This window comes from Pseudomonas sp. MS646, from assembly GCF_036693845.1.
Taxonomy (GTDB): domain Bacteria; phylum Pseudomonadota; class Gammaproteobacteria; order Pseudomonadales; family Pseudomonadaceae; genus Aquipseudomonas; species Aquipseudomonas chlororaphis_E.
In genome coordinates this window covers 3,853,212-3,876,535 of sequence record NZ_CP144763.1, presented here as the reverse complement: position 1 = coordinate 3,876,535, position 23,324 = coordinate 3,853,212, and the positions used below count along the sequence as shown (strand labels likewise).

The following is a 23,324-nucleotide window of genomic DNA, read 5'->3' as shown; positions in this document are numbered from 1 at the left end:
ACGCTTTCGCGGGCAAGCTCCCACACTTGATCGGCGGCCTGTCGCAGTCTCTGTGGGAGCGGGCTTGCCCGCGAAGGCATCACCTCGGAATCGGTTTGCCCACTCTGTTCTATGCTGAGGCGACTTCACAGGAGTGAACCATGCGCGTACTCGTCACCAATCCCCAGGATGATTTTCGGGTCAAGGCCTACGCTGGCACCAACGGCGTGCTGCTCGCCATGGACCTGGCCGAATCCCGTCGCAAGGGGCTGCTGGGTTTTGCCATCGAGAAACAGCAGGGCGACAAGCCCTGGCTGTTCCTGTTCAACAGCCTGACCTTCCCCGGCAAGGCCCATACGTTCCCCCAGTTTCACGCCACACCCAGCGACCAGGCGCCGTTGCAGAAATTTCGCTGGGCCGACTACGCCGTCAACCCCGGCGTGACGATGAACTACCGCGTGCACCTGGCCTACGGCAGCCCCGACGCGCCGCAGTTGGGCGAGTCCCTGGACATCAGCGTCACCAGCGATAACGGGCAGCCGGTCAACCAGCGCGTGATCTTCAACCGAGCCGTGGCCGCCAGCCAGGCGTTCCAGCGCAAGTTCCCCGAGCTGGATGCGTTGATCAGCGCCAATCGCAACCTGTCCATCGATGACTGGCCCGACGCGCCGCGTCGCTGGTTGGAAAACGGCCTGCTGGGACGCCTGATCGGCTTCATCGACCGGGCCCTCGATGCCACCTGGGCCCTGGACGTTGCCATCTACGAATACGAACTGCCGGTGATCGTCGACGCGGTGAACGCCGCTTTCGCCCGAGGCGCGCAGGTGCGGGTGCTGTACCACGCCGAGCCGGGCGACGACACCACGCAGCGCAACGAGGCCAGCCTCGAAAAACTGCCGGCGGCCAACAAGCGCGGGCGGGTCACCCACAACATCTTCCACGACAAATTCATCGTCCTGAGCCGGGTGGACGGCGCCGGTTCGCGGCAACCGGAAGCGGTCCTGTGCGGCAGCACCAACTTCACCGCCAACGGTGTCTATCGCCAGGCCAATGTCGTGCACGTGCTGGATGAGCCGCGGGTGAGCGACAGCTATCGCCAGGTGTTCGAGCAGATCTGGGCCGCACCGCAGGACGTCGACGCCACCCGCCAGTGGCTGACCCTGAACAACCCGATGGCGCCGCAAGAGCCACTGTTCGCCGGTTTCTCACCGCGCACGGGCGAAGGCGACCTCGACCGTTTCGTCGACATCATCCACGGCGCCCGCAAGGACCTGTTGTTCGTCACCGCGTTCGTCCTGCCCGAGCGGATCCTCGATGCCTTGCTCGGCCAGCCGAACGATGACGTACTGCGCTACGGTCTGCAGAACACCGCCAGCCGCATCACCGGTTTCCATGCCGACCGCACCGCCCAATTCGCCGCCACCGCGCTGCTCAACACCGGGTTGGAAGGCTGGCTCAGGGAAAACATGAAGGGCCAGAAAGGCAACCTGCTGGTTCACACCAAGGCCATCGTCACCGACTTCACCAGCGACACACCGACCATCATCAGCGGCAGCCACAACCTGAGCGCCGCCGCCAGCAACGGCAATGACGAGAACTACCTCATCATCCAGGGCGACACCGATCTGGCCGATCGTTACGGGCTGGAGTTGCTGCGTTTCTATGAGCATTACCGCTTTCGCTACTTCGCGAAACAACTCGCCCTCAAGCAGGTCAGGCCGCTGGCAGTGGACGACAGTTGGAGCGATGACTATTACCGCGAGGGGGATTTGCGGATGTTGTCGAGGGTGAGATTTTGCGGGCGCTGATGGGTGGTAAGCGATGTTTTGGAGTGCTACTTTTAGCACCATTAAAAGTACTCGAAGGACCATTCCATGACGCATGTCGTACTTTCTCAAGTAGTCGCCAGCATCTCAGAACTCAAGAAAAATCCGATGGGTACCGTTGCGGCAGGTGGAGGATTGTCCGTGGCGATCCTCAACCGTAACGAGCCGGCTTTTTATTGTGTCCCAGCCAAGGAGTATGAGGCCATGATGGACAGGCTGGAGGACATGGAGCTGGCTGCTCTTTGCCGCGAGCGTGAAAACGACCCAACGATCAAGGTTTCTCTCGATGACCTATGAGTTGGAGTTTTCTGACAAAGCGTGGAAGGAGTGGCAAAAGCTGGGAGCAACGCTAAGAGAGCAGTTCAAAAAGAAGCTTGAAGAGCGACTGGTAAATCCGCATGTCCAGGCCGACCGTCTACACGGTTTGGGCAATGCCTATAAAATCAAGCTGCGCAGCGCAGGCTATCGGCTGGTTTATCGTGTGGTGGACGAAGTACTGGTCGTTACGGTGATTGCTGTTGGTAAGCGTGAGCGCGGTCAAGTTTACGATGAGGCCGCCAAGCGGTAGGTGGCCTGACTCCATGTAGGGATGCAGGCTCGCTACCACAGGGTATGGCGTGGCACCGATTTGGGGCCTCGCTACCCGCACCTCGTAGCCAACGGTAGCAATGGTGGGACAGTGTCCTAAGTCGTCCATGCGCGGCTGGTTTCTCCATCTATCTGATTCCATTCACTTTCCATTTTCCTGGCCCATCGGCGCCAAGCCTGTGGCACACTTTCTGCTGTCTATTCCGTTGTTACAAACCGTGTTCCGGTATAGCGGAATAAACTCATCCTGGAGTGCTAGTCATGCAACGCCGACCTTCCTTGTTCAAAGCGTGTGTTTTTCTCTTCGCCGCCTCGATGGCGGTCTTGGGTGTCGCCCAGGCGGCGGACAGCAAGCTGGACAGCGTGCTGCAACGCGGGAAATTGATCGTGGGCACGGGCAGCACCAATGCGCCGTGGCACTTCCAGGGAGCGGATGGCAAGTTGCAGGGGTTCGATATCGACATTGCGCGGATGGTCGCCAAGGGCCTGTTCAATGACCCGGAGAAAGTCGAGTTCGTGGTGCAGTCTTCCGATGCGCGGATCCCCAACCTGCTGACCGACAAGGTCGACATGAGCTGCCAGTTCATCACCGTCACCGCCAGCCGTGCCCAGCAGGTGGCGTTCACCTTGCCGTACTACCGCGAAGGGGTCGGCCTGTTGTTGCCGGCCAACAGCAAGTACAAGGAGATCGAAGACCTCAAGGCCGCCGGCGACGGTGTCACCGTGGCGGTGCTGCAGAACGTCTACGCCGAAGAGCTGGTGCACCAGGCACTGCCCAAGGCCAAGGTCGACCAGTACGACAGCGTCGACCTGATGTACCAGGCGGTGAACTCCGGCCGTGCCGATGCCGCCGCCACGGACCAGTCCTCGGTGAAGTACCTGATGGTGCAGAACCCCGGCCGTTATCGCAGCCCGGCCTACGCCTGGAGCCCGCAAACCTATGCCTGTGCGGTCAAGCGCGGCGACCAGGACTGGCTGAACTTCGTCAACACCACCTTGCATGAAGCCATGACCGGCGTGGAATTCCCCACCTACGCGGCGTCGTTCAAGCAATGGTTCGGCGTGGACCTGCCGTCGCCGGCCATCGGTTTCCCCGTTGAATACAAATGACCCTGTGAGCCCGGGATGCCCGTCGCGGGCGTCCCGCCGAAGGTACTGTCGACCATGAACTATCAGTTGAACTTTGCCGCCGTCTGGCGCGATTTCGACACCTTGCTGGCGGGGCTCGGGCTGGGGCTTTCCCTGGCGCTGGTGTCGATCGCCATCGGTTGCGTGATCGGCCTGGCGATGGCATTCGCGCTGCTGAGCAAGCACCGCCTCCTGCGTGTGCTGGCCTCGGTGTATGTGACGGTGATCCGCAATACGCCGATCCTGGTGCTGATCCTGTTGATCTACTTCGCCTTGCCGAGCCTGGGCATTCGCCTGGACAAGCTGCCGTCGTTTGTCATCACCCTGTCGCTGTACGCCGGGGCCTACCTGACCGAGGTGTTCCGCGGCGGCTTGATGAGCATTCACAAGGGCCAGCGTGAAGCGGGCCTGGCGATCGGCCTGGGAGAGTGGCAGGTGAAGGCCTACATCACCGTGCCGGTGATGCTGCGCAACGTGCTGCCGGCCTTGTCGAACAACTTCATCTCGCTGTTCAAGGACACTTCCCTGGCCGCGGCGATTGCCGTGCCGGAGCTGACCTACTACGCCCGCAAGATCAACGTGGAGAGCTACCGGGTGATCGAAACCTGGCTGGTGACCACGGCCCTGTATGTCGCGGCCTGTTACCTCATTGCCATGCTGCTGCGGTACTTCGAGCAGCGCCTGGCGATCCGCCGTTAGGAGCTTCCCATGTACGAATCCCCCAGTTGGTTGCATGAGTTGTGGGTTGCGCGGGACACCTTGTGGGCGGGCTTTGTGACCAGCGTGCAGTGTTCGGTACTGGCGATTTTGCTGGGCACCTTGATCGGCTTGGTCGCCGGGCTGGTATTGACCTATGGCCGAATCTGGATGCGCGCGCCGTTTCGTTTTTATGTCGACCTGATTCGTGGCACGCCGGTGTTTGTGCTGGTGCTGGCCTGCTTTTACATGGCCCCGGCGCTGGGCTGGCAGATCGGCGCGTTCCAGGCCGGTGTCCTGGGCCTGACGCTGTTTTGTGGCTCCCATGTCGCCGAGATCGTGCGCGGTGCCTTGCAGGCGTTGCCCCGCGGGCAGATGGAAGCCAGCCAGGCCATCGGCCTGACGTTCTACCAGGCCCTGGGCTATGTGTTGTTGCCCCAGGCGTTGCGGCAGATCCTGCCGACCTGGGTCAATTCCTCCACCGAGATCGTCAAGGCCTCGACGCTGTTGTCGGTGATCGGGGTGGCCGAACTGCTGCTCAGCACCCAGCAGGTCATTGCCCGGACCTTCATGACGCTGGAGTTCTACCTGTTCGCCGGTTTTCTCTTTTTCATCATCAATTACGCCATCGAGTTACTCGGTCGGCACATTGAAAAACGGGTGGCCTTGCCATGACTGATGTTTCGACTTCCTCCAACGCCCAGCCGCTGCTGGACATTCGTGGCCTGCGCAAACAATACGGCCCGCTCGAAGTGCTCAAGGGCGTGGACCTGAGCCTGCAGCGCGGCAACGTGGTCACGCTGATCGGCTCCAGCGGCTCGGGCAAGACCACGCTGTTGCGCTGCGTGAACATGCTGGAAGAGTTCCAGGGCGGGCGGATCATGCTCGACGGCGAGGCCATCGGCTACGACGAGATCGACGGCAAGCGCGTGCGCCACCCCGAGAAGGTCATTGCCCGGCACCGGGCCATGACCGGCATGGCCTTCCAGCAATTCAACCTGTTCCCCCACCTGACTGCTTTGCAGAACGTCACCCTGGGCCTGCTCAAGGTGAAAAAACTGCCCAAGGACGAAGCGGTGGCCCTGGCCGAGAAGTGGTTGGCGCGGGTCGGCCTGCTGGAACGGCGCAATTACTTTCCCGGTCAGTTGTCCGGCGGCCAGCAGCAGCGCGTCGCGATTGCCCGTGCAATTGCCATGAACCCCAGCCTGATGCTGTTCGACGAGGTGACCTCGGCCCTCGACCCCGAGTTGGTGGGTGAAGTGCTGAGCGTGATCAAGGGCCTGGCCGAAGACGGCATGACCATGCTGCTGGTGACCCACGAAATGCGCTTTGCCTTTGAGGTCTCCGACAAGATCGTGTTCATGAACCAGGGCCGCATCGAAGAGCAGGGCCCGCCGAAGGAATTGTTCGAACGCCCGCAATCGCCACGGTTGGCGGAATTTCTCAAGAACACCCGTTTTTAATTGCATTGCATAAGGAGAAACACCCATGAGCATTACCCGTTACGGCACTGGCAGCAGCGCAGGCGGCGGACAGCCTCGGCCCTTCGCCCGGGCCGTGGAGGCCGATGGCTGGCTGCACGTGTCCGGCCAGGTGCCGGCGGTGGACGGTGAGATCATCGTTGGCGGGATCGTCGAGCAGACGCACCAGACGATGAAGAACCTGATCGCCATTCTCGAAGAGGCCGGCTATGGCCTGGAAGACGTGGTGCGCTGTGGCGTGTGGCTGGACGACCCGCGGGATTTCTGGAGCTTCAACAAGGTGTTCGGCGAATACTTCAGCCCGGAACACGCCCCGGCCCGGGCTTGTGTGCAGGCCAGCATGATGGTCGATTGCAAGGTCGAGATCGATTGCATTGCGTACAAGAAGAAAGCCTGAGTCCAGCGAAAGCACTGTCACTGCGGGCTTGTTTGATTCATCGTGGCAAGAGCGCTGCTGTGGCACGGGCGCTTACTCTGGCGAGGAACGGTGGCAAGGGAGCTTGCTGTGGCGAGGGAGCTTGCTCCCGCTGGGGCGCGCAGCGGCCCTGAGCTTTTGGGGCGGCTACGCCACCCAGCGGGAGCAAGCTCCCTCGCCACAGTTCCTCGCCACAGCAAGCGCCCTTGCCACAGTGAATACTGGCCACCTACGAGTGAATGATCGGAAACCCAAGACATGACCGAAGACACCATCAAACGCCGGGCCCGGGGACTGGATCGGGCGTTCGATATCCTCGATTTCCTCAAGGAAATCGGCCAGCCGCTGCGTCCGAACGACATCGCCAGCGGCATCGGCAGCCCCAAGTCCACGGTCTATGAGCTGGTGGCGTCGCTGCTGGAGCGACGCATCCTCGAACCGGTGGGCAAGGATGGCCACGTTTACCTGGGCCGCCAGTTGTACTTTCTCGGCCAGGCGCACCTGCGTCATTTCGACCTGAGCCGCGAGGCCGACCAGGCCTTGCAGGACATCGTGCGCCAGACCCGGGAAACCGCGCAGATGTGCCTGCTCAACGGGCGCAAATACACCGTGGCGCTGATGAAGGAGGGCGAACGGCATTTCCGTATTTCATCGGACATCGGCGAAAACGCGCCCATCCCCTGGACAGCCTCCGGTCGCCTGTTGCTGGCGCATCTGAGCGACCAGCAGATCGTCGACCTGATCGACCCCGATGACTTCATCCTGCCAGACGGCGAGCGCCTGCCTCTGGAGCAGTTCCTGAGGGAAATCCGCCAGGCCGGCGACGAGGGGTTCTTCTCGTTCGACAGCGTGGCCGACACCTTCACCCACTGCTTCGCCGCACCGGTCAAAGACCCGAACGGTGTCGCCATCGCCACCCTGTGCATCGTCGCCCCACGGGCCGACGCCAAGAACAATTACGCCGACTATCGCCGGGTGCTGATCGAAAGCGCCAACCACCTGGCCCGGCGCATCAATGAATAGACAATAGCGGTCACCCGCGACCGCGATAGGAGTTCGACCATGTCTTCTGCCATTCAGGACGCAGCCGTAGAGAAGGGCGCCGCCACCGTGGGTGCTCACCTGTTGCGCGACGTCAGCCTGCCGGCGTTGGTGCTGCATCGCCAGGCCCTGGAGCACAACATCCGCTGGATGCAAGCGTTCGTCAGCAATAGCGGTGCCGAACTGGCGCCCCACGGCAAGACCAGCATGACCCCGGCCCTGTTCCGTCGTCAGCTCGACGCCGGCGCCTGGGGCCTGACCCTCGCCACCGCCGTGCAGACCCGTGCCGCGTACGCCCATGGCGTGCGCCGGGTGTTGATGGCCAACCAACTGGTGGGCACGCCGAACATGGCCCTGGTCGCCGATTTGCTCGCCGATCCGGCGTTCGACTTCCATTGCATGGTCGATCACCCAGACAACGTGGCCGACCTGGGCGCGTTCTTTGCCGCTCGCGGTGTGACATTGAACGTGATGATCGAGTACGGCGTGGTCGGTGGGCGTTGTGGTTGCCGTACGGAGGCTGAAGTGCTGGCCCTGGCCGAGGCGATCCGGGCGCAACCGGCGCTGGCACTGACCGGTATCGAGGGTTACGAGGGCGTGATCCACGGTGACCACGCCATCAGCGGCATCCGCGCGTTCGCCGCGTCCCTGGTCAGTTTGGCGGTGCAGTTGCAAGACAGCGGCGCGTTTGCCATCGATCGACCGATCATCACCGCCTCGGGGTCGGCCTGGTACGACTTGATCGCCGAGTCGTTCGAGGCCCAGAACGCCCATGGGCGCTTCCTCAGTGTGCTGCGCCCCGGCAGTTACGTGGCCCACGACCATGGGATCTACAAAGAGGCCCAGTGCTGCGTGCTGGAGCGTCGCAATGACCTGCACGAAGGCTTGCGCCCGGCCCTGGAAGTCTGGGCCCACGTGCAATCGCTGCCGGAGCCGGGTTTCGCGGTGATCGCCCTGGGCAAGCGCGACGTGGCCTATGACGCCGGCTTGCCGGTGCCGCTCAAGCGCTACACGCCGGGTTCGGATTCGGTGGCGGGCGACGACGTGAGCGGTTGCCAGGTGACGGCGGTGATGGACCAGCATGCGTTCATGACCGTGGCGCCGGGGGTGGCGTTGCGGGTCGGCGATATCGTTTCGTTCGGCACCTCGCATCCGTGCCTGACCTTTGATAAGTGGCGGGTCGGGTGCCTGGTGGATGAGCAGTTGCGGGTGGTCGAGAGCATGGAGACGTGTTTCTAGTCTTTGAACCGAGTTGCGGCTATCGCGAGCAAGCTCGCTCCCACACTGGATTGTTGTGAATACAAAATTTGTGATCGCCATGATCCCCTTGTGGGAGCGAGCTTGCTCGCGATAGCGGCCTGCCAGACACCGCTGAATTATCAGGATCATCCATGAGCAACCCCAAACCCCGCATCGCCCTGATCGGCGAGTGCATGATCGAACTGCAACAACGCGCCGACGGCAGCCTGCACCAGAGTTTCGGCGGCGATACCCTGAACACCGCGGTGTACCTGGCCCGTGCCTTGGGCGACAGGGGCGCGGTGGATTACGTCACGGCCTTGGGCGATGACAGTTTCAGCGACGCCATGTGCCAGGGCTGGGCGGCGGAAAACATCGGCTTGGAACGGGTCCAGCGCTTGCCTGGCCGCCTGCCGGGCTTGTATTGCATCCAGACCGACGCGGCCGGCGAGCGGCGGTTTCTGTACTGGCGCAACGAGGCGGCGGTGCGTGATTGCTTCACCACCCCGGCCGCCGCGCCGATCCTGGCGGCGCTGCCAGGCTATGACGTGCTGTATTTCAGCGGCATTACCCTGGCGGTGCTGGGGGAGCAGGGGCGCGTCAAGCTCATCGAAACCTTGGTCGAGGCACGCCGGCGCGGGGCGCAGGTGGTGTTCGATAACAATTTCCGGCCCAGGCTCTGGGCCTCGATTGACGCGGCTCGGGCGGCGTATCGCAGCGTCCTGCCCCATGTGACGCTGGCGTTGCTGACGGTGGACGACGAGCAGGCGCTATTCGGTCATCAGGACAGCGACGCGGTGTTTGCCGCCTATGCGCCTCTGGGCACGCCTGAGGTGGTGCTCAAGCGCGGCGCCGAGGCCTGTTTGATCCGCTACGAGGGGCAGTCTTACGAGGTGCCCGCCCAACGCGTCGAGCGCGTGGTGGACACCACGGCGGCCGGGGATTCGTTCAGCGCCGCCTACCTGGCGAGCCGCTTGCTGGGCGGCAGCCCGGTGGACGCCGCCGAGGCCGGGCATTTGTTGGCGAGCCGGGTGATCCAGGTGCCGGGAGCGCTGATCCCTCGCCCATGAATCACCACAGAACCTCATGTGGGAGCGGGCTTGCTCGCGAAGGCGGTGGGTCAGTCACATTGATACAACCTGACACACCGCCTTCGCGAGCAAGCCCGCTCCCACAGTGGCGGTTTCCAGGCTAATCCCGGTAAAACACCTGCACCAAGTGATAGCCGAACTTGCTCTTGATCGGCCCGTGCACCACCCGCAACGGCTTCTTGAAAATCACCGCGTCGATTGCGCCGACCATCTGCCCCGGCCGGACCTCACCCAGGTCGCCGCCGCGCTTGCCGGAAGGGCAGGTGGAATACTTCTTCGCCAGTACGTCGAAGGCTTCGCCCTTGGCGATGCGCTGCTTGAGCTGTTCGGCTTCTTCGGCGGTTTTCACCAGGATATGGCGGGCTTGGGCTTTCATGGTGGCGCGGACCTGAACGTAACGGGGCGGCGATTATGCCTCAACTCAGCTGTCATGGTTGATCATCGCCCGAATCTTGGTCGCCAGCAGGTCGAGGGTAAACGGCTTGGCCACCATGTCCATGCCCTGGTCGAGAAACCCCTGGCGCTCGGCGGCTTTCTGCGCGTAACCGGTCATGAACAGCACCTTCAGGTCAGGCCGGTGCTGGCGGGCGATTTCCGCCAGTTGCCGGCCATTCATGCCCGGCAGGCCGACGTCCGTCACCAGCAGGTCGATGCGTTGTCCTGACTCCAGCAACGGCAGTGCGGTCCTCGCGTCGCGGGCTTCAAGGGCGGTGTAGCCCAGCGCCTCCAGCAGGTCGAGCACCAGCATCCGCACCGCGGGCTCGTCCTCCACCAGCAACACGGTTTCCCCGGCGATCGCCGCTGGCACCTCCACCGTCCCGGCTGTCGCAGGCTGTTCGGCGGGCGTCATGCGCAGGCGTGGCAGGTACAACTGCACCCGAGTGCCCAGGCCTGGCACGCTGTCCAGGTTGAGGTGCCCACCGGACTGCTGGGCAAAGCCGTAGATCATCGACAAGCCCAGGCCGGTGCCCTGGCCGATGGGCTTGGTGGTGAAGAACGGATCGAAGGCCTTGGCCAGCACCGAAGGGGTCATGCCGCTGCCGTTGTCGCTGACGGCGATCATCACGTAGTCGCCGGCCTTGACCGGTTCCAGGGTGTCGATGTCATTGCCGTCGAGGTAGACATTGGCGGTTTCGATGACCAGCTCGCCGCCGTCGGGCATGGCGTCCCGGGCGTTGATCACCAGGTTGAGCAGGGCGTTTTCCAGCTGGCTGGCGTCGGTGCTGACCGGCCACAGCTCGTGGCCCAGTTGCAGGCGCAGCACGATGTGCTCGCCGGTGGTGCGCCGGAGCAGGTCCTCCAGCGAGTGCACCAGGTCATTGGGGTCCAGCGGCTTGCGGTCCAGGGACTGGCGACGGGAAAACGCCAGGAGCCGATGGGTCAGCGCGGCGGCGCGGTTGGCCGAGGACACGGCCGCTTCGGTGAAGCGTCCGATTTCCGCCACCCGGCCATTGGCGATGTAGCGCTGCATCAGGTCAAGGCTGCCCAGGATCCCGGTGAGCATGTTGTTGAAGTCATGGGCGATGCCGCCCGTGAGCTGGCCGACCGCTTCCATCTTCTGGGCGTGGCGCAACGCTTCTTCGGCGCGCTCGCGTTCGAACATTTCTTCTTGCAGGCGTTGGTTGGCCTCGGCCAGTTGGCGGGTGCGGGCGATCACCCGGTCTTCCAGGGTCTCGTTGAGGTTGCGCAAGGCTTCTTCGGTCTTCTTGCGCTCGGTTTCGTCGATCACGAAGATGTAGAAGCCGTTCACCGCGCCGTCCGCTCCACGGCGCGGGAGGTAGTTGGTCAGGGCATGGCGCGGCCGGCCATCGCGGTGGGCCGACTCGATGGCGAAACTGCACGGGTGGCCCGCCAGGGCCTCGGCGATGTGCGCGGCGCGCAAGGCATAGGCTTCTTCACCGAGCACTTCGCGGATGGTCTTGCCGTAGAGTTCTTGTGGGGTCAGGCCGTACCAGTCCAGGTAGGCGCTGTTGTTCAGCCGGAAACGCTCGTCGCGGTCCACGTAACTGATGAGGATCGGCATGGCGTTGATGATCAGTTGCAGCTCGTTCTGGCTCTGGCGCAGCGCCTGCTCGGCGTGCTTGCGCTCGGTGAGGTCCAGGGCGGCGCCAAGAAAGCGCTTCGGCCGACCGTGGCGATCCTTGTAGCAGCGGCCCCGGACGAACACCCAGCGCATTTCGCCGGTGGGCTGCACCAGGCGGTATTCCTCGGCGTATTCGGTGCCGTGGCTGATGCAGTGCCTGATGCTGCGGGCAACCATGGCCCGGTCTTCGGGGTGCACGCCTTCAAGGTAGGCGCTGATGGGGAGCTGGCGCGACAGGTTCGGGTCGACGCCATGCAGGCGGGCGAAATGCGCGTCGGCCACGAAGCGGTCTTCGCGGATGTCCCAGTCCCAGGTGCCCAGCGCATCGGCGGCGGCCAGGGCCAGTTGCAGGCGTTCTTCGCTTTCATGCTGGGCCTTGAGGCTGGCTTCGGAGCGGCGCTCGAACTCCTGGGTCAGGCGTCGGCGTTCGCTGGTCTCGATGGCCGTGACCAGGAGGCCGGCGACGTGACCGCCTTCGTCATGCACCGGGCTGTAGGTCAGGTCCAGCCACACGTCGCACAGGCGGCCGGCGAAAGGCACGCGCCATTGCTGGTCGCGGCAGGCATGGCCATGGCCTTGCAATACCCGTTCATAAATCGTCTCGGTCGCGGCCTTGAGCTCGGGCCAGGCGAGGTGGGTCGGCTGGCCGAACGTGCGCGGGTGCTTGTCGCCGATGAGTCGGGCAAAGGCGTCGTTGTACAACTGGCACAGCTGCGGGCCCCACAGCAGGGCCATCGGCATCGGCGAATGGAGCATGATGTCCACGGCGGTGCGCAGGCTCTGGGGCCAGGTGTGGGCAGCGCCCAGCGGGCTCGAGGCCCAGTCCAGGCGGGCAATCAGGCCCTGGGTGTCGCTGCCGACAGGTGTTGCGTTCATCACGGAATCCCTGGAAATCATGTCTGTGTGGCGGTGTCTACTATCCTTCGAGGACGGTAAGCGCGGGTTGATCTGAAGAGGTGCATGCTCGGGTCAGCTTGTTTCATTGATGTCTCGCGGAAGTTTCAGTCCATGGAAATCGATCCCTTGTTGCGAATCCTGGCGAGCCAGGATGGCTCCGACCTTTATCTGTCCACCGGTGCACCGCCGTGCGCGAAATTCGAGGGGGTGCTCAAGCCTCTGGGTTCCCAGGCGTTCAAGGTTGGCGACATTGCCGGGCTCGCCGAGTCTTTGATGGACGCCGAACAGCGCCTTGAGTTCGATCGAGAGCTGGAAATGAACCTGGCAATTTCCCTCGCCGGCGTCGGGCGGTTCCGGGTCAACGTCTTCAAGCAGCGTAACGACGTGTCCATGGTGATCCGCAACGTCAAGCTGGACATCCCGCGCTTCGAAGACCTGAAGCTGCCTCCGGTGCTGCTGGAGAGCGTGATGCGCAAACAGGGGCTGATCCTGTTCGTCGGCGCCACGGGGTCCGGCAAGTCGACGTCCCTGGCGGCGTTGATCGATTACCGCAATCGCCACAGCAGTGGCCACATCATCACCATCGAGGACCCGGTGGAGTATATCCATCGGCACAAAAAATCGATCATCAACCAGCGTGAGGTCGGTGTCGACACCCGCAGCTTTCACGCCGCCCTGAAAAATACCCTGCGCCAGGCGCCGGATGTGGTGCTGATCGGTGAAATCCGCGACCGGGAAACCATGGAACACGCCCTGGCCTTCGCCGACACCGGGCACCTGGTGATTTCCACGTTGCATGCCCATAACGCCAACCAGGCCCTGGACCGGGTGATCAATTTCTTTCCCGAAGAGCGCCGGCCGCAACTGCTCAGCGACCTGGCCAACAACCTCCAGGCCTTCATCTCCCAGCGCCTGGTGCGCACCGTGAGCGGCCAGCGCCGCGCGGCGGTGGAGGTGATGCTGGGCTCGCCCACGGTGGCCGACCTGATCCGGCGCAACGAACTGAGCGAGCTCAAGGGCATCATGGAGAAATCGGAAGAGCTGGGCATGCAAACCTTCGATCAGGCCCTGTTCAACCTGGTGGTGGAAGGTGCCATCGACGAGGAGCAGGCGCTGAAGAATGCCGACTCGGCGAACAACCTGCGCTTGCGCCTGAAGCTGCATGCCGAGTCGGGCGCCGCGCCGCCGGCTGATCCGGCGGCGGGGGAGTGGGGGTTGGTGGATTGACACAACCCAAGGCGTGTTCCTGTGGCGAGGGAGCTTGCTCCCGCTGGACTGCGCAGCAGGCCTGATGCGGTTGCTGCGCACCCGAGCGGGAGCAAGCTCCCTCGCCACAAAAGCGCTTGGCCGTGCCTAACTGGCCAGTTCCGGCCGCTCCCGAAACTGCTCCAGCGCCTCGGGATTGGCCAGGGCGTCGGTGTTCTTCACCGCCTCGCCATGCACCACGTTGCGCACCGCCAGCTCCACCACCTTGCCGCTGATGGTTCGTGGAATGTCGGTGACCGGCAGGATCTTCGCCGGAACATGGCGCGGCGTGGTGTTGGCGCGGATGACCTGACGGATCCGCTGGGCCAGGTCCTCATCGAACGCCACCCCGTCGCGCAACCGCACGAACAGCACCACCCGCACGTCGCCCTGCCATTGCTGGCCGATGGCAACGCTGTCGAGCACCTGCTCGATCTTTTCTACCTGCCGATAGATTTCCGCCGTGCCGATGCGCACGCCGCCGGGGTTGAGCACCGCGTCGGAGCGCCCGTGGATCAGCAGGCCGCCGTGGGGCAGTTCCTCGGCGTAATCGCCTTGGGCCCACACGCCGGGAAACTGGGCGAAATAGGATGCGCGCAGCTTTTCCCCCTGGGGGTCGTTCCACAGGCCAATGGGCATCGCCGGGAAATGCCGGGTGCACACCAGTTCGCCTTTCTCGCCGATGACCGCTTTGCCGGCGTCGTTCCAGACCTGCACGGCCATGCCCAGGCTCTTGCCCTGCATTTCGCCCCGGCGCACCGCTGACAGCGGGTTGCCATTGACGAAACACGAGACGATGTCGGTGCCGCCGGACATTGAGGCGAGACAGACGTCTGGCTTGACGTCACGGTACACATAATCGTAGCTGTGGGGCGCCAGCGCCGAGCCGGTGGACAGCAGGGTTTTCAGGCTGCCCAGGTCATGGCTGTGCCGCGGCTTCAGGCCCTGGCTCTCCAGGGCGGCGAGAAATTTCGGGCTGGTGCCGAACACGCTGATGCGCTGCTGGTCGATCAGGTCCAGCAGGCGCTCGGGGCCTGGATGGAACGGCGAGCCGTCGTAGAGCACCACGGCGCTGCCCACCGCAAGGGCCGACACCAGCCAGTTCCACATCATCCAGCCGCAGGTGGTGTAATAGAACAGCCGGTCCTGGGGGCCGAGATCGACGTGCAGGCCGTGTTCCTTGACGTGCTGCAGCAACACACCGCCGGTGCCGTGGACGATGCACTTGGGCACGCCGGTGGTGCCGCTGGAATAGAGAATGTACAGCGGGTGGTCGAAGGGCACGCCGGTGAACTCCGGTTCGCCGCCGCTGTGGTAGAAGTCTGCCCACAAGGCGACGCGGGCCGGGGTCTTGAAGTCGTCCGGGCGTGCTTGCGGCTGGGCGTAGGGCAGCACGATCAGTTGCTGCAGCGACGGCAGCCGCTGGAGGATTTCGTTGACCTTGGCCCGCTGGTCGATGACCTTGCCGGCGTAGCGGTAACCGGCGCAGGTGATCAGTACCTTGGGTTCGATCTGGCCGAACCGATCGATGACGCCTTGGGTGCCGAAGTCCGGTGACGAACAAGACCAGATCGCCCCCAGGCTGGTGGTGGCGAGCATGCCCACCAGTGTCTGCCAGGTGTTGGGCATGCAGGCGGCCACGCGATCGCCCTGGGTGACGCCGGCGGCCCGCAGGCTTCGTTGCAGGCCGGCGACCTGGGCGGCGAGTTCGGCCCAGGTCAGTTGTTCCTGGCCGCCGTCTTCATCGATGGCCACCACCGCGACGGCCTCGTCGCGACGGCGCAACAGATGTTCGGCAAAGTTCAGGGTGGCGCCGGGGAACCACCGGGCACTGGGCATTTGCGGGCCTTCCACCAAAACCTCGCGGGGCGCCTGGTGAAAGTGAATCTCGAAGAAATCGACGATGGCCTGCCAGAAGGCTTCGCGCTGGTCGATGCTCCAGGCGTGCAGGGCCGGGTAGTCGTCGAGTTGCAGAGCGTGTCGGGCGTTGACGAACCGGCGAAAGGCGTCCATTCGCGACTGGGCGATGCGTTCGGGGGTGGGTTGCCAGAGGGTGTCGGACATGGCGTGCCTCTTATTCTTTTATAGGGGCTTACAAACATTGCAGCACAAGGTGCTATTTGTGGCGAGGGAGCTTGCTGTGAGAAGTGCTTCTGTGGCGAGGGAGCTTGCTCCCGCTCGGCTGCGAAGCGGCCGCAAATCGGGGGCGCTACGCACCCCAGCGGGAGCAAGCTCCCTCGCCACAAAGGCGTTCTCGCCTTGGAGATGGGGACTTACTGCGCCAGCCACCCACCGTCGATATTCCACGCCGCGCCACGCACCTGGCTGCCGGCTTCGCTGCACAGGAACAACACCAGTTCGCCCAACTGCGGCGGGGTGACGAATTCCAGGGACGGCTGCTTCTCGGCCAGCAAGTCATGCTGGGCCTGCTGCGGGTCGACGCCGCTGGCGATGCGGTCGTCGATCTGTTTCTGCACCAGCGGCGTCAGCACCCAGCCGGGGCAGATGGCGTTGCACGTCACGTTGCTGGTGGCGGTTTCCAGGCCGACCACCTTGGTCAGGCCGATCACCCCGTGCTTGGCCGCGACATAGGCGGCCTTGCCCACCGAGCCGACCTGGCCGTGCACCGACGCAATGTTGATGATCCGGCCCCAGCCTTTGGCGCGCATGCCCGGCAGGCTCAGGCGAGTGGCGTGGAACACCGAGGACAGGTTGATGGCGATGATCGAGTCCCAGCGCTCCACCGGAAAGTCTTCCACGGCGGCCACGTGCTGGATCCCGGCGTTGTTCACCAGGATGTCGACGCCGCCGAACTCGCGCTCGGCGTAGGCGAGCATGTCGGCGATCTGCGCCGGGTCGCTGACGTCGGCCGGGTGATGGCCGACCCGGCCGGTGAACTGTTGCACCTCGGCGATCACCGCCGAGGCATCGCCAAAGCCATTGAGGATCAGGTTGGCGCCGGCCTTGGCCAGGCCCAAGGCGATGCCCAGGCCGATGCCGCTGGTAGAACCGGTGACCAGGGCAGTCTTGCCCGAAAGGGTTGTCGTCATGGGAACCTCACACAATGCCAGTGGCGTAGAACACGCCGATCACGACGAAGACCGCGAGGGTCTTGATCAGCGTAATGCAGAAAATGTCTTTGTAGGCTTCACGGTGGGTCAGGCCGGTGACCGCCAGCAGGGTGATCACCGCGCCGTTGTGCGGCAGGGTGTCCATGCCGCCACTGGCCATGGCGGCCACGCGGTGCAGCACTTCCAGGGGAATGTTGGCGGCGTGGGCAGCGCTGATGAAACTCTCGGACATGGCCGCCAGGGCGATGCTCATGCCGCCCGAGGCGGAACCGGTGATGCCCGCCAGCAGTGTGACGGTCACGGCTTCATTGACCAGCGGGTTGGGGATGCTCTTGAGCCAGTCGGCCAGGACCAGGAACCCTGGCAACGAAGCGATCACCGCGCCGAAGCCGTATTCCGATGCGGTGTTCATCGCCGCCAGCAGGGCACCGCCCACCGCGCTTTTGCTGCCTTCGGCCAACTTGCTGCGAATGGCCCGGAAGCCAAACGCCAGGACCATGAGAATGCCCACCAGCAAGGCCGCCTGCACGGCCCAGATCGCGGTGAGCTTGGCGATGTCGCTGGTGACCGGGGCAGCCATGCCCGGCAGCGCTAGGCTGTGGCTCTTGCCGTACCACTGGGGAATCCATTGGGTGAACAGCAGGTTCATGATGCCCACCGCCAGCAGCGGCGAAACGGCGATCCACGGGTTGGGCAGTTGGATGTCTTCGGCGGTTTCCGGCTCGTTGCGCAACTGTGTGCCATAGCCTTCGCCCAGGCGTTGGGCCTTGTTGCGCTGGCGCTGGAGGAACAGCATGCCGACGCTGAACACGAAGAGCGTGCCGATCACGCCCAGCCAGGGCGCGGCCCAGGCCGTGGTGTTGAAAAAGGTGCTGGGGATGATGTTCTGGATCTGCGGTGTGCCGGGCAGCGCGTCCATGGTGAAGGAGAACGCACCAAGGGCGATGGTGGCCGGGATCAGCCGCTTGGGAATGTCGCTCTGGCGGAACATCTCGGCGGCGAACGGGTACACCGCGAACACCACCACGAACAGCGACACGCCACCATAGGTCAGCAGCGCGCAGACCAGCACGATCACCAGCATCGCCTGGCGAGTGCCCAGCAAGCGGATGGCCGCCGCGACGATGGAGCGGGAGAACCCCGACAACTCGATCAGCTTGCCGAACACCGCGCCGAGCAGGAACACCGGAAAGTACAGTTTGATGAAACCGACCATTTTCTCCATGAACACCCCGGTGAATGCAGGGGCCACGGCGGCAGGGTCGGTGAGCAGGACGGCGCCGAGGGCGGCGATGGGGGCGAAGAGGATAACGCTGTAGCCACGGTAGGCGGCGACCATCAGCAGCGCAAGGGCTGCCAGGGCAATGATCACACTCATGGTGTGTCTCCTGGGATTGTTATTGTTGTGGTGAAGCGGTGACGGAGGCTTTAGCGAGTTCTGTGCCAGGTAGGTAACTTGCTGAAATTTAAGGAATTATTTTGTGAGCAGTGTGAGTTGGAAAGGATTTGTCTCTGTTTTGAGATTTTCAGGGGGTGTGCTGGCCTCTTCGCGGGCAAGCCCGCTCCCACATTAGACCGTGGTGTCTTGTCAAAATGTGGGAGTGGGCTTGCCCGCGAAGAGCGCGGAGCGCTCAACAAAGGCATGATCTAAAAAAAGAGACAATCGTCTCGTTATTGAGACTCGGCAATCCCCAGCGCCACCATTTTCTTGTACAGTGTCGACCGCCCCAGTCCCAATCGCTGCGCCGCGTCGACCACCTTGCCGCCGCATTGCGCGAGGGTGGTTTCGATCAACTGCCGGTCGAATCGCGCCCGGGCCTGACTGAAGGTTTCCTGGGGCAGCGGTTCCAGTACCGGGCTGGCGCTGCGGGTCACGGGGGTGAAAGTACCGATGGCCGCGCGGATGTCGGTGGCGGTGAGCAGCAGGTTGTCGCTGAGCAACGCGGCCCGTTCCAGCACGTTGCGCAGTTCGCGGATGTTCCCCGGCCAGGCGTGCTGCCCCAGCAGGTGGAGGGCGTCGGGGTTCAGTTCGTGCTGGCTGCGCAGGTCTTCGAGGATCGCTTCGCTCAGGGCGGGCAAGTCGTCGAGGCGCTCGCGCAGGGGCGGAACCTGGATCGGCAGCACATTGAGACGGTAATACAGGTCGGCGCGGAACTCGCCGCGCTTGATGGCCGCTTCCAGGTCCATGGACGTGGCGGCGATCACCCGCACATCGCTTTGCAGCACTGCGTTGGAACCCACCGGCTCGTACTCTTTTTCCTGGAGCACCCGCAGCAGCTTGCTTTGCAACGGCAGCGGCATGTCGCCGATCTCATCGAGGAACAAGGTGCCGCCCTGGGCAATCTGCAGTTTGCCGGCGCGGCCCTTGCGGTCGGCCCCGGTAAAGGCGCCGGGCGCGGTGCCGAAGAACTCGGCCTCCAGCAGCGCCTCGGGGATCGCCGCGCTGTTGATGCTGACAAAGGCTTTGTGCGCCCGGGGCGAGGCACTGTGGATCGCCTGGGCCAGCAGTTCCTTGCCGGTGCCGGTTTCGCCCAGCAGCAGCACTGGCGAATCGGTGCTGGCGCTGCGCCGGGCACGACGCTTGACCTCCAGGCCGGCGCTGCTGGTGCCGATGAAATGGGCGAAGTTGTACTTGGTCTGCCGCGCCCGCAGCAGCGAGCGGGTGGAGGCCAGTTCTTCCTGCATGCTCAAGTAACGCTTGAGCATCGGCGACAGGCGATGCAGTTCCCCGAACAAGGCAAAGCCGATGGCGCCGATGACCGCCCCGGCGCTGTCATGGATCGGCAGGCGCATCACCACCAGCGGCTCCTTGGGCATCTCCTGCATGTCGAGCAATATCGGCTGCCCGGTACGCACCACCTCCCGCAGCAGGCTACCGGGGATTACGCTCTCGCAGGCTCGGCCGATCGCTTCCTGTGCCGAGTTCAGGCCGAAGCGCCGGGCGTAGCGTTCGTTCATCCAGACGATATTCGCGTCCCGGTCGACGATGACCGTGCCTTCGCTGGATTGCTCGATGATTTCGAACAACGAACGGATCGCCAGGGTGCGTACGCGCTGGTAGTCCTTGAGATTTTCGGTCGGGCGCATCGGGCGTTTCCAGAAAGAGGTGGGGGTGGTGTCCTCTGGCGAGTCTGTTGCAGCGGCATTATGCCGTAGAACCCTTTGATTGAGATCCGTGGTTTACGCGGCGGGAAAATTGTACAGTTATTTTTGATTTGTACATTTTTGGGGGCCCTCTATGAATCCGTTCAATCCTCGTAAACTCGCGCTTTCGAAATGGACGGCGTGCGCGCCGGTTAATAAGGAAAAGCATTTCCTGGTCACCCAACTGATCTGTGACGAGGTCGGCGTGCCGCTGCAGGTCGAATTGCAAGCGGTCTACAGTGGCCGTGCCGAGCGGCTGGACTGGCGCGAGTTGCGCGATGACAAGCGTTGGCGCATGGGCTGGAAATGAAAGGGGCTTGGTGATTGAAGGCGCCTCAAGAAGGGCTTTAAGTTGTACATAAATAAAAACTTGTACAATTATTGTTGCAGTCATGGCTTAATGGCATCTCTCCAACCAAAAGGCACCTGAGCCTTCAGGTCGCTCGACCCACGCATCCAACGTTCCAGAGTGGCGCCCATGTTCATTCGTACCCGCAAGCATCAGCAGGTCTTGCATGAAATCCAGGCCAGGGAGGCTTATCTTCAAGCGCAGCACCTGGCGCTGCATGCCTGCATGGCCGTGCTCGAGCTCGCGCCGACCGGTGAGGTACTGGGCGCCAGTCCCCTGTTCCTGCAAATGACCGGGCACTCGCTCGACGAGATCCTGGGCAAGCACCACCAGACCTTTTGCCCGCCGGCCTACGCCCGCAGCCCGCAGTACGCAGCGCTGTGGCAGCGCTTGGTGCGAGGTGAAAGTGCCAGCGACCGGTTTCTGCAATTGACCCGTGATGGACGCTGGACATGGGTGGAGGCGGACTATGTCCCGGTACGAGAGGCGGGGACGGGTGTGCAGCGCATCATCAGCATCGTTCGCGACGTCAACGATGAGGTGCTTCGCTCCCAGGCCGAGTCCAGCTTCACGCAGGCGATCGACCGCTCGATGGCGGTCATCGAGTTTGACCTGAACGGGCAGGTGGTCAATGCCAATGCGAATTTCCTGAAGGTGGTGGGCTATGGCCTGGAAGAGGTGCGCGGCCAGCACCACCGTTTGTTCTGCAAACCCAGCGAGGCGCAGAGCGAAGCCTATCGCAGCTTCTGGGCTGCACTGAACCGGGGCGAATACATGGGAGGGCTTTTCGAGCGGGTCGACAAGCGCGGGGCGACCCTCTGGCTGCAGGCCACCTACAACCCGCTCTATGATGCCCAGGGTCATTTGTATGGGGTGGTCAAGTTCGCCACCGATTGCACCGCTGAGATCGAACAGCGCCAGCGCGAATCGAGGGCGGCGCAGTTGGCCTTCGAGACGTCGCGGCAGACCGATGAACACACCCGGCTCGGCACCGCCGTTGTGCAGGAAACCGTGACCGTCGTGCAGAGCATCGCCGATGAACTCCAGGCAGTGGCCACGGGCATCGGGGCCCTGAGCGCGCAGTCCGAGGAAATCGGCACCATCGTCGATGCCATCCGGGGCATTGCCGAACAGACCAATCTGTTGGCCCTCAATGCCGCCATCGAAGCAGCCCGCGCGGGGGAGCAGGGGCGTGGCTTCGCAGTCGTGGCCGATGAGGTGCGCAACCTGGCACGGCGTACGAGCCAGGCCACCGTCGCCATCACTGAGGTGGTCGGCAAGAACCGCGAGCTCGCCAGGCAAGCGGTCACCAGCATGCAGTCGAGTACCCTCAAGGCAGAGCAGGGGGTCACATTGGCGAACGAGGCGGGGGCGGTCATCCAGGATATTCACCGGGGCGCGCAGCAGGTCGTGACGGTGATGGGCGATTTCGCCAGCACCCTGGACCAGCGACGGGGCGCCTGAACGGCGGGCTTAGCCGGGATGCGCCGCCGCCAAAAGCTCCTTGGTGTAGGCATGGCGGGGCGCGTCGAAGACGTCATGGCTGGCGCCGCATTCGACCACCTTGCCATCCTTGATGACGATCACGTCGTGGGCCAGGGCGCGCACCACCGCCAGGTCATGGCTGATGAACAGGTAGGTCAACCCGTGCTTTTCCTGGAGCTGGCGGAGCAGGGCGACCACTTGCTTTTGCACGGTCCGGTCCAGGGCCGAGGTCGGTTCGTCCAGCAGCATCAGTGCCGGCTTGAGCACCAGCGCCCGGGCAATGGCGATGCGCTGGCGCTGGCCACCGGAAAACTCATGGGGGTAGCGATGCCGGCTCTGCGGGTCCAGGCCGACTTCCTTGAGAGCCTGGATCACCCGTGCCTCGCACTCCTCGGCGCTGGAGGGGCTATGGACCTCAAGGCCTTCGCTGATGATCTGCTGCACCGACATCCGTGGGCTGAGGCTGCCGAATGGGTCCTGGAACACCACCTGCATCTGCTTGCGCCAGGGGCGCAGGGCCTTCTGTGATAGATGATCGAGGGCTTCCCCCTGGAAACGGATGCTGCCCTCGGACTCGATCAACCGCAGGATCGCCTGGCCGAGCGTGGACTTGCCGGAGCCGGACTCACCAACGATGCCCAGGGTCTTGCCGCGCTGGATATTCAGGCTGATGCCGTCCACGGCGCGCAGGTATTGCTTGCGCTGGAACAGCCCGCCGCCAAGGGCGAAACTCACGCGCAGGTCCTGGACCTGGAGCACGTCCTCGCGATCATCCCGGGGCAGCGCCTCGCCTTCCGGTTCGGCGTGCAGCAGCTCGCAGCTGTAGGGGTGTTTCGGTGCGCTGAACAGGGTTTCGCACGGCGCTTGCTCGACGATCTCGCCGGCCTTCATCACGCACACCCGTTGGGCGATGCTGCGCACCAGGTTCAAGTCGTGGCTGATCAACAGCAGCGACATACCGAGCCGCTGCTGGAGGGACTTGAGCAGCAACAGGATCTTGCGCTGCACGGTCACGTCCAGGGCGGTGGTCGGCTCGTCGGCGATCAACAGTTCCGGCTCGCAGGCCAGGGCCATGGCAATCATCACCCGTTGTCGCTGACCGCCCGACAGTTGATGCGGATAGGCCTTGAGCCGTTCGGTGGGGTTCTGGATACCCACCAGGGCGAGCAGTTCCAGGATGCGCGCGCGCGCCGCCTTGCCGCCTAGCCCACGGTGCAGCATCAGGGTTTCACCGATCTGTTTTTCGACACTGTGCAACGGGTTCAGGGACGTCATCGGTTCCTGGAAGATCATTGCGATCCGGTTGCCGCGCAACTCGCGCAAGGTCTTGGCGTCGGCGCCCACCAGTTCCTGGCCGCGATAGCGAATGCTGCCGGTGGTGCGGGTGCCGGTGTCGGGCAACAGTTGCAGGATCGAATGGGCCGTCACCGACTTGCCGGAGCCTGATTCGCCCACCAGCGCCAGGCACTCGCCGGGGCGGATGTCCAGGCACAGGCTGCGCACCACGGTGTGGTCGTTGAAGGCCACGCTCAGGTCGCGGATTTCGATCAGGTTGTCGCTCATTCC

21 protein-coding genes are annotated in these 23,324 nt (G+C 63.6%); 14 read left to right on the top strand and 7 right to left on the bottom strand.

Annotated features, from left to right (window positions below; genetic code table 11):
* The first annotated feature begins 140 nt into the window (after window positions 1–140).
* The 11 genes from V3H56_RS16935 to V3H56_RS16885 all read left to right on the top strand — a co-directional run bounded on the left by V3H56_RS16935 (window position 141) and on the right by V3H56_RS16885 (window position 9,463).
* Window positions 141–1,787, top strand: a complete 1,647-nt coding sequence (locus V3H56_RS16935; RefSeq protein ID WP_047739102.1) for a phospholipase D-like domain-containing protein — start codon at window positions 141–143, stop codon at window positions 1,785–1,787.
* A gap of 66 nt (window positions 1,788–1,853) precedes the next feature.
* Complete coding sequence (locus V3H56_RS16930) at window positions 1,854–2,102, top strand: type II toxin-antitoxin system Phd/YefM family antitoxin (protein WP_047739101.1); 249 nt, start codon at window positions 1,854–1,856, stop codon at window positions 2,100–2,102.
* A complete protein-coding gene (locus V3H56_RS16925; protein WP_260954531.1) occupies window positions 2,092–2,373 on the top strand; it encodes a type II toxin-antitoxin system RelE/ParE family toxin in 282 nt (93 codons plus the stop codon). Before V3H56_RS16930 ends, V3H56_RS16925 begins: the two co-directional genes overlap by 11 nt.
* Before the next feature lie 281 nt (window positions 2,374–2,654).
* On the top strand, window positions 2,655–3,503 hold the full coding sequence (locus tag V3H56_RS16920; RefSeq protein WP_338473642.1) for a transporter substrate-binding domain-containing protein: 849 nt from the start codon (window positions 2,655–2,657) through the stop codon (window positions 3,501–3,503).
* Window positions 3,504–3,557: 54 nt separating this feature from the next.
* Entirely contained in the window at window positions 3,558–4,220 is a 663-nt protein-coding gene (locus V3H56_RS16915; protein WP_042731870.1) for an amino acid ABC transporter permease, read from the top strand.
* A gap of 9 nt (window positions 4,221–4,229) precedes the next feature.
* On the top strand, window positions 4,230–4,892 hold the full coding sequence (locus tag V3H56_RS16910; RefSeq protein ID WP_047739098.1) for an amino acid ABC transporter permease: 663 nt from the start codon (window positions 4,230–4,232) through the stop codon (window positions 4,890–4,892).
* A complete protein-coding gene (locus tag V3H56_RS16905) occupies window positions 4,889–5,680 on the top strand; it encodes an amino acid ABC transporter ATP-binding protein (protein WP_047739097.1) in 792 nt (263 codons plus the stop codon). The genes V3H56_RS16910 and V3H56_RS16905 overlap by 4 nt, the downstream gene beginning before the upstream one ends.
* Before the next feature lie 25 nt (window positions 5,681–5,705).
* Entirely contained in the window at window positions 5,706–6,095 is a 390-nt protein-coding gene (locus tag V3H56_RS16900; RefSeq protein ID WP_047739096.1) for a RidA family protein, read from the top strand.
* 276 nt (window positions 6,096–6,371) lie between these two features.
* Entirely contained in the window at window positions 6,372–7,136 is a 765-nt protein-coding gene (locus V3H56_RS16895; protein ID WP_053150059.1) for an IclR family transcriptional regulator, read from the top strand.
* A gap of 39 nt (window positions 7,137–7,175) precedes the next feature.
* Window positions 7,176–8,393, top strand: coding sequence for an amino acid deaminase (locus V3H56_RS16890; RefSeq protein WP_047739094.1), 1,218 nt, complete (start codon window positions 7,176–7,178; stop codon window positions 8,391–8,393).
* A 152-nt stretch (window positions 8,394–8,545) separates the two neighbouring features.
* Window positions 8,546–9,463 (top strand): sugar kinase, encoded by a 918-nt coding sequence (locus V3H56_RS16885; RefSeq protein ID WP_042731869.1) that lies wholly within the window; start codon window positions 8,546–8,548, stop codon window positions 9,461–9,463.
* A gap of 121 nt (window positions 9,464–9,584) precedes the next feature.
* Here the strand turns inward: V3H56_RS16885 and V3H56_RS16880 are convergent, their stop codons facing one another.
* Window positions 9,585–9,860, bottom strand: coding sequence for a peptidylprolyl isomerase (locus V3H56_RS16880; protein ID WP_019690952.1), 276 nt, complete (start codon window positions 9,858–9,860; stop codon window positions 9,585–9,587).
* A gap of 45 nt (window positions 9,861–9,905) precedes the next feature.
* Window positions 9,906–12,443 carry a PAS domain-containing protein gene (locus tag V3H56_RS16875; protein ID WP_338473641.1) on the bottom strand — a complete coding sequence of 846 codons (2,538 nt, stop codon included), beginning with the start codon at window positions 12,441–12,443 and terminating at the stop codon, window positions 9,906–9,908.
* A 132-nt stretch (window positions 12,444–12,575) separates the two neighbouring features.
* On the opposite strand from V3H56_RS16875, the gene V3H56_RS16870 reads away from it, so the two are divergent.
* Window positions 12,576–13,691, top strand: coding sequence for a PilT/PilU family type 4a pilus ATPase (locus tag V3H56_RS16870; RefSeq protein WP_042732331.1), 1,116 nt, complete (start codon window positions 12,576–12,578; stop codon window positions 13,689–13,691).
* Between the two features lie 126 nt (window positions 13,692–13,817).
* On the opposite strand, the gene V3H56_RS16865 is transcribed toward V3H56_RS16870, so the two are convergent.
* The 4 genes from V3H56_RS16865 to V3H56_RS16850 all read right to left on the bottom strand — a co-directional run bounded on the left by V3H56_RS16865 (window position 13,818) and on the right by V3H56_RS16850 (window position 19,867).
* Window positions 13,818–15,773 (bottom strand): acetoacetate--CoA ligase, encoded by a 1,956-nt coding sequence (locus tag V3H56_RS16865; protein WP_123579854.1) that lies wholly within the window; start codon window positions 15,771–15,773, stop codon window positions 13,818–13,820.
* A gap of 209 nt (window positions 15,774–15,982) precedes the next feature.
* A complete protein-coding gene (locus V3H56_RS16860; RefSeq protein WP_042732361.1) occupies window positions 15,983–16,759 on the bottom strand; it encodes a 3-hydroxybutyrate dehydrogenase in 777 nt (258 codons plus the stop codon).
* A gap of 7 nt (window positions 16,760–16,766) precedes the next feature.
* Window positions 16,767–18,158 carry a GntP family permease gene (locus V3H56_RS16855; RefSeq protein ID WP_042732360.1) on the bottom strand — a complete coding sequence of 464 codons (1,392 nt, stop codon included), beginning with the start codon at window positions 18,156–18,158 and terminating at the stop codon, window positions 16,767–16,769.
* Window positions 18,159–18,451: 293 nt separating this feature from the next.
* The gene (locus tag V3H56_RS16850; RefSeq protein WP_053143910.1) at window positions 18,452–19,867 is read right to left on the bottom strand and encodes a sigma 54-interacting transcriptional regulator; all 1,416 of its coding nucleotides are present in this window, start codon (window positions 19,865–19,867) and stop codon (window positions 18,452–18,454) included.
* Window positions 19,868–20,018: 151 nt separating this feature from the next.
* Between V3H56_RS16850 and V3H56_RS16845 the strand changes: the two genes are divergently transcribed.
* Both V3H56_RS16845 and V3H56_RS16840 read left to right on the top strand, forming a co-directional pair.
* Window positions 20,019–20,234 carry a TIGR02450 family Trp-rich protein gene (locus V3H56_RS16845; protein ID WP_047739088.1) on the top strand — a complete coding sequence of 72 codons (216 nt, stop codon included), beginning with the start codon at window positions 20,019–20,021 and terminating at the stop codon, window positions 20,232–20,234.
* A gap of 168 nt (window positions 20,235–20,402) precedes the next feature.
* Window positions 20,403–21,737 (top strand): PAS domain-containing methyl-accepting chemotaxis protein, encoded by a 1,335-nt coding sequence (locus V3H56_RS16840; protein WP_123579855.1) that lies wholly within the window; start codon window positions 20,403–20,405, stop codon window positions 21,735–21,737.
* A gap of 9 nt (window positions 21,738–21,746) precedes the next feature.
* Here the strand turns inward: V3H56_RS16840 and V3H56_RS16835 are convergent, their stop codons facing one another.
* Window positions 21,747–23,321: an ABC transporter ATP-binding protein gene (locus tag V3H56_RS16835; protein WP_053143904.1), complete on the bottom strand. Its 1,575-nt coding sequence runs from the start codon at window positions 23,319–23,321 to the stop codon at window positions 21,747–21,749.
* Window positions 23,322–23,324: the final 3 nt, after the last annotated feature.

Bases quoted from the DNA above. Each gene is read 5' to 3' on its own strand.
- V3H56_RS16925 (WP_260954531.1), top strand. From the start codon at position 2,092: ATGACCTATGAGTTGGAGTTTTCTGACAAAGCGTGGAAGGAGTGGCAA.
- V3H56_RS16885 (WP_042731869.1), top strand. From the start codon at position 8,546: ATGAGCAACCCCAAACCCCGCATCGCCCTGATCGGCGAGTGCATGATC.
- V3H56_RS16920 (WP_338473642.1), top strand. From the start codon at position 2,655: ATGCAACGCCGACCTTCCTTGTTCAAAGCGTGTGTTTTTCTCTTCGCC.
- V3H56_RS16905 (WP_047739097.1), top strand. From the start codon at position 4,889: ATGACTGATGTTTCGACTTCCTCCAACGCCCAGCCGCTGCTGGACATT.
- V3H56_RS16900 (WP_047739096.1), top strand. From the start codon at position 5,706: ATGAGCATTACCCGTTACGGCACTGGCAGCAGCGCAGGCGGCGGACAG.
- V3H56_RS16835 (WP_053143904.1), bottom strand. From the start codon at position 23,321: ATGAGCGACAACCTGATCGAAATCCGCGACCTGAGCGTGGCCTTCAAC.
- V3H56_RS16875 (WP_338473641.1), bottom strand. From the start codon at position 12,443: ATGAACGCAACACCTGTCGGCAGCGACACCCAGGGCCTGATTGCCCGC.
- V3H56_RS16855 (WP_042732360.1), bottom strand. From the start codon at position 18,158: ATGAGTGTGATCATTGCCCTGGCAGCCCTTGCGCTGCTGATGGTCGCC.
- V3H56_RS16890 (WP_047739094.1), top strand. From the start codon at position 7,176: ATGTCTTCTGCCATTCAGGACGCAGCCGTAGAGAAGGGCGCCGCCACC.
- V3H56_RS16915 (WP_042731870.1), top strand. From the start codon at position 3,558: ATGAACTATCAGTTGAACTTTGCCGCCGTCTGGCGCGATTTCGACACC.
- V3H56_RS16845 (WP_047739088.1), top strand. From the start codon at position 20,019: ATGAATCCGTTCAATCCTCGTAAACTCGCGCTTTCGAAATGGACGGCG.
- V3H56_RS16935 (WP_047739102.1), top strand. From the start codon at position 141: ATGCGCGTACTCGTCACCAATCCCCAGGATGATTTTCGGGTCAAGGCC.
- V3H56_RS16880 (WP_019690952.1), bottom strand. From the start codon at position 9,860: ATGAAAGCCCAAGCCCGCCATATCCTGGTGAAAACCGCCGAAGAAGCC.
- V3H56_RS16910 (WP_047739098.1), top strand. From the start codon at position 4,230: ATGTACGAATCCCCCAGTTGGTTGCATGAGTTGTGGGTTGCGCGGGAC.
- V3H56_RS16870 (WP_042732331.1), top strand. From the start codon at position 12,576: ATGGAAATCGATCCCTTGTTGCGAATCCTGGCGAGCCAGGATGGCTCC.
- V3H56_RS16850 (WP_053143910.1), bottom strand. From the start codon at position 19,867: ATGCGCCCGACCGAAAATCTCAAGGACTACCAGCGCGTACGCACCCTG.
- V3H56_RS16840 (WP_123579855.1), top strand. From the start codon at position 20,403: ATGTTCATTCGTACCCGCAAGCATCAGCAGGTCTTGCATGAAATCCAG.
- V3H56_RS16865 (WP_123579854.1), bottom strand. From the start codon at position 15,773: ATGTCCGACACCCTCTGGCAACCCACCCCCGAACGCATCGCCCAGTCG.
- V3H56_RS16930 (WP_047739101.1), top strand. From the start codon at position 1,854: ATGACGCATGTCGTACTTTCTCAAGTAGTCGCCAGCATCTCAGAACTC.
- V3H56_RS16860 (WP_042732361.1), bottom strand. From the start codon at position 16,759: ATGACGACAACCCTTTCGGGCAAGACTGCCCTGGTCACCGGTTCTACC.
- V3H56_RS16895 (WP_053150059.1), top strand. From the start codon at position 6,372: ATGACCGAAGACACCATCAAACGCCGGGCCCGGGGACTGGATCGGGCG.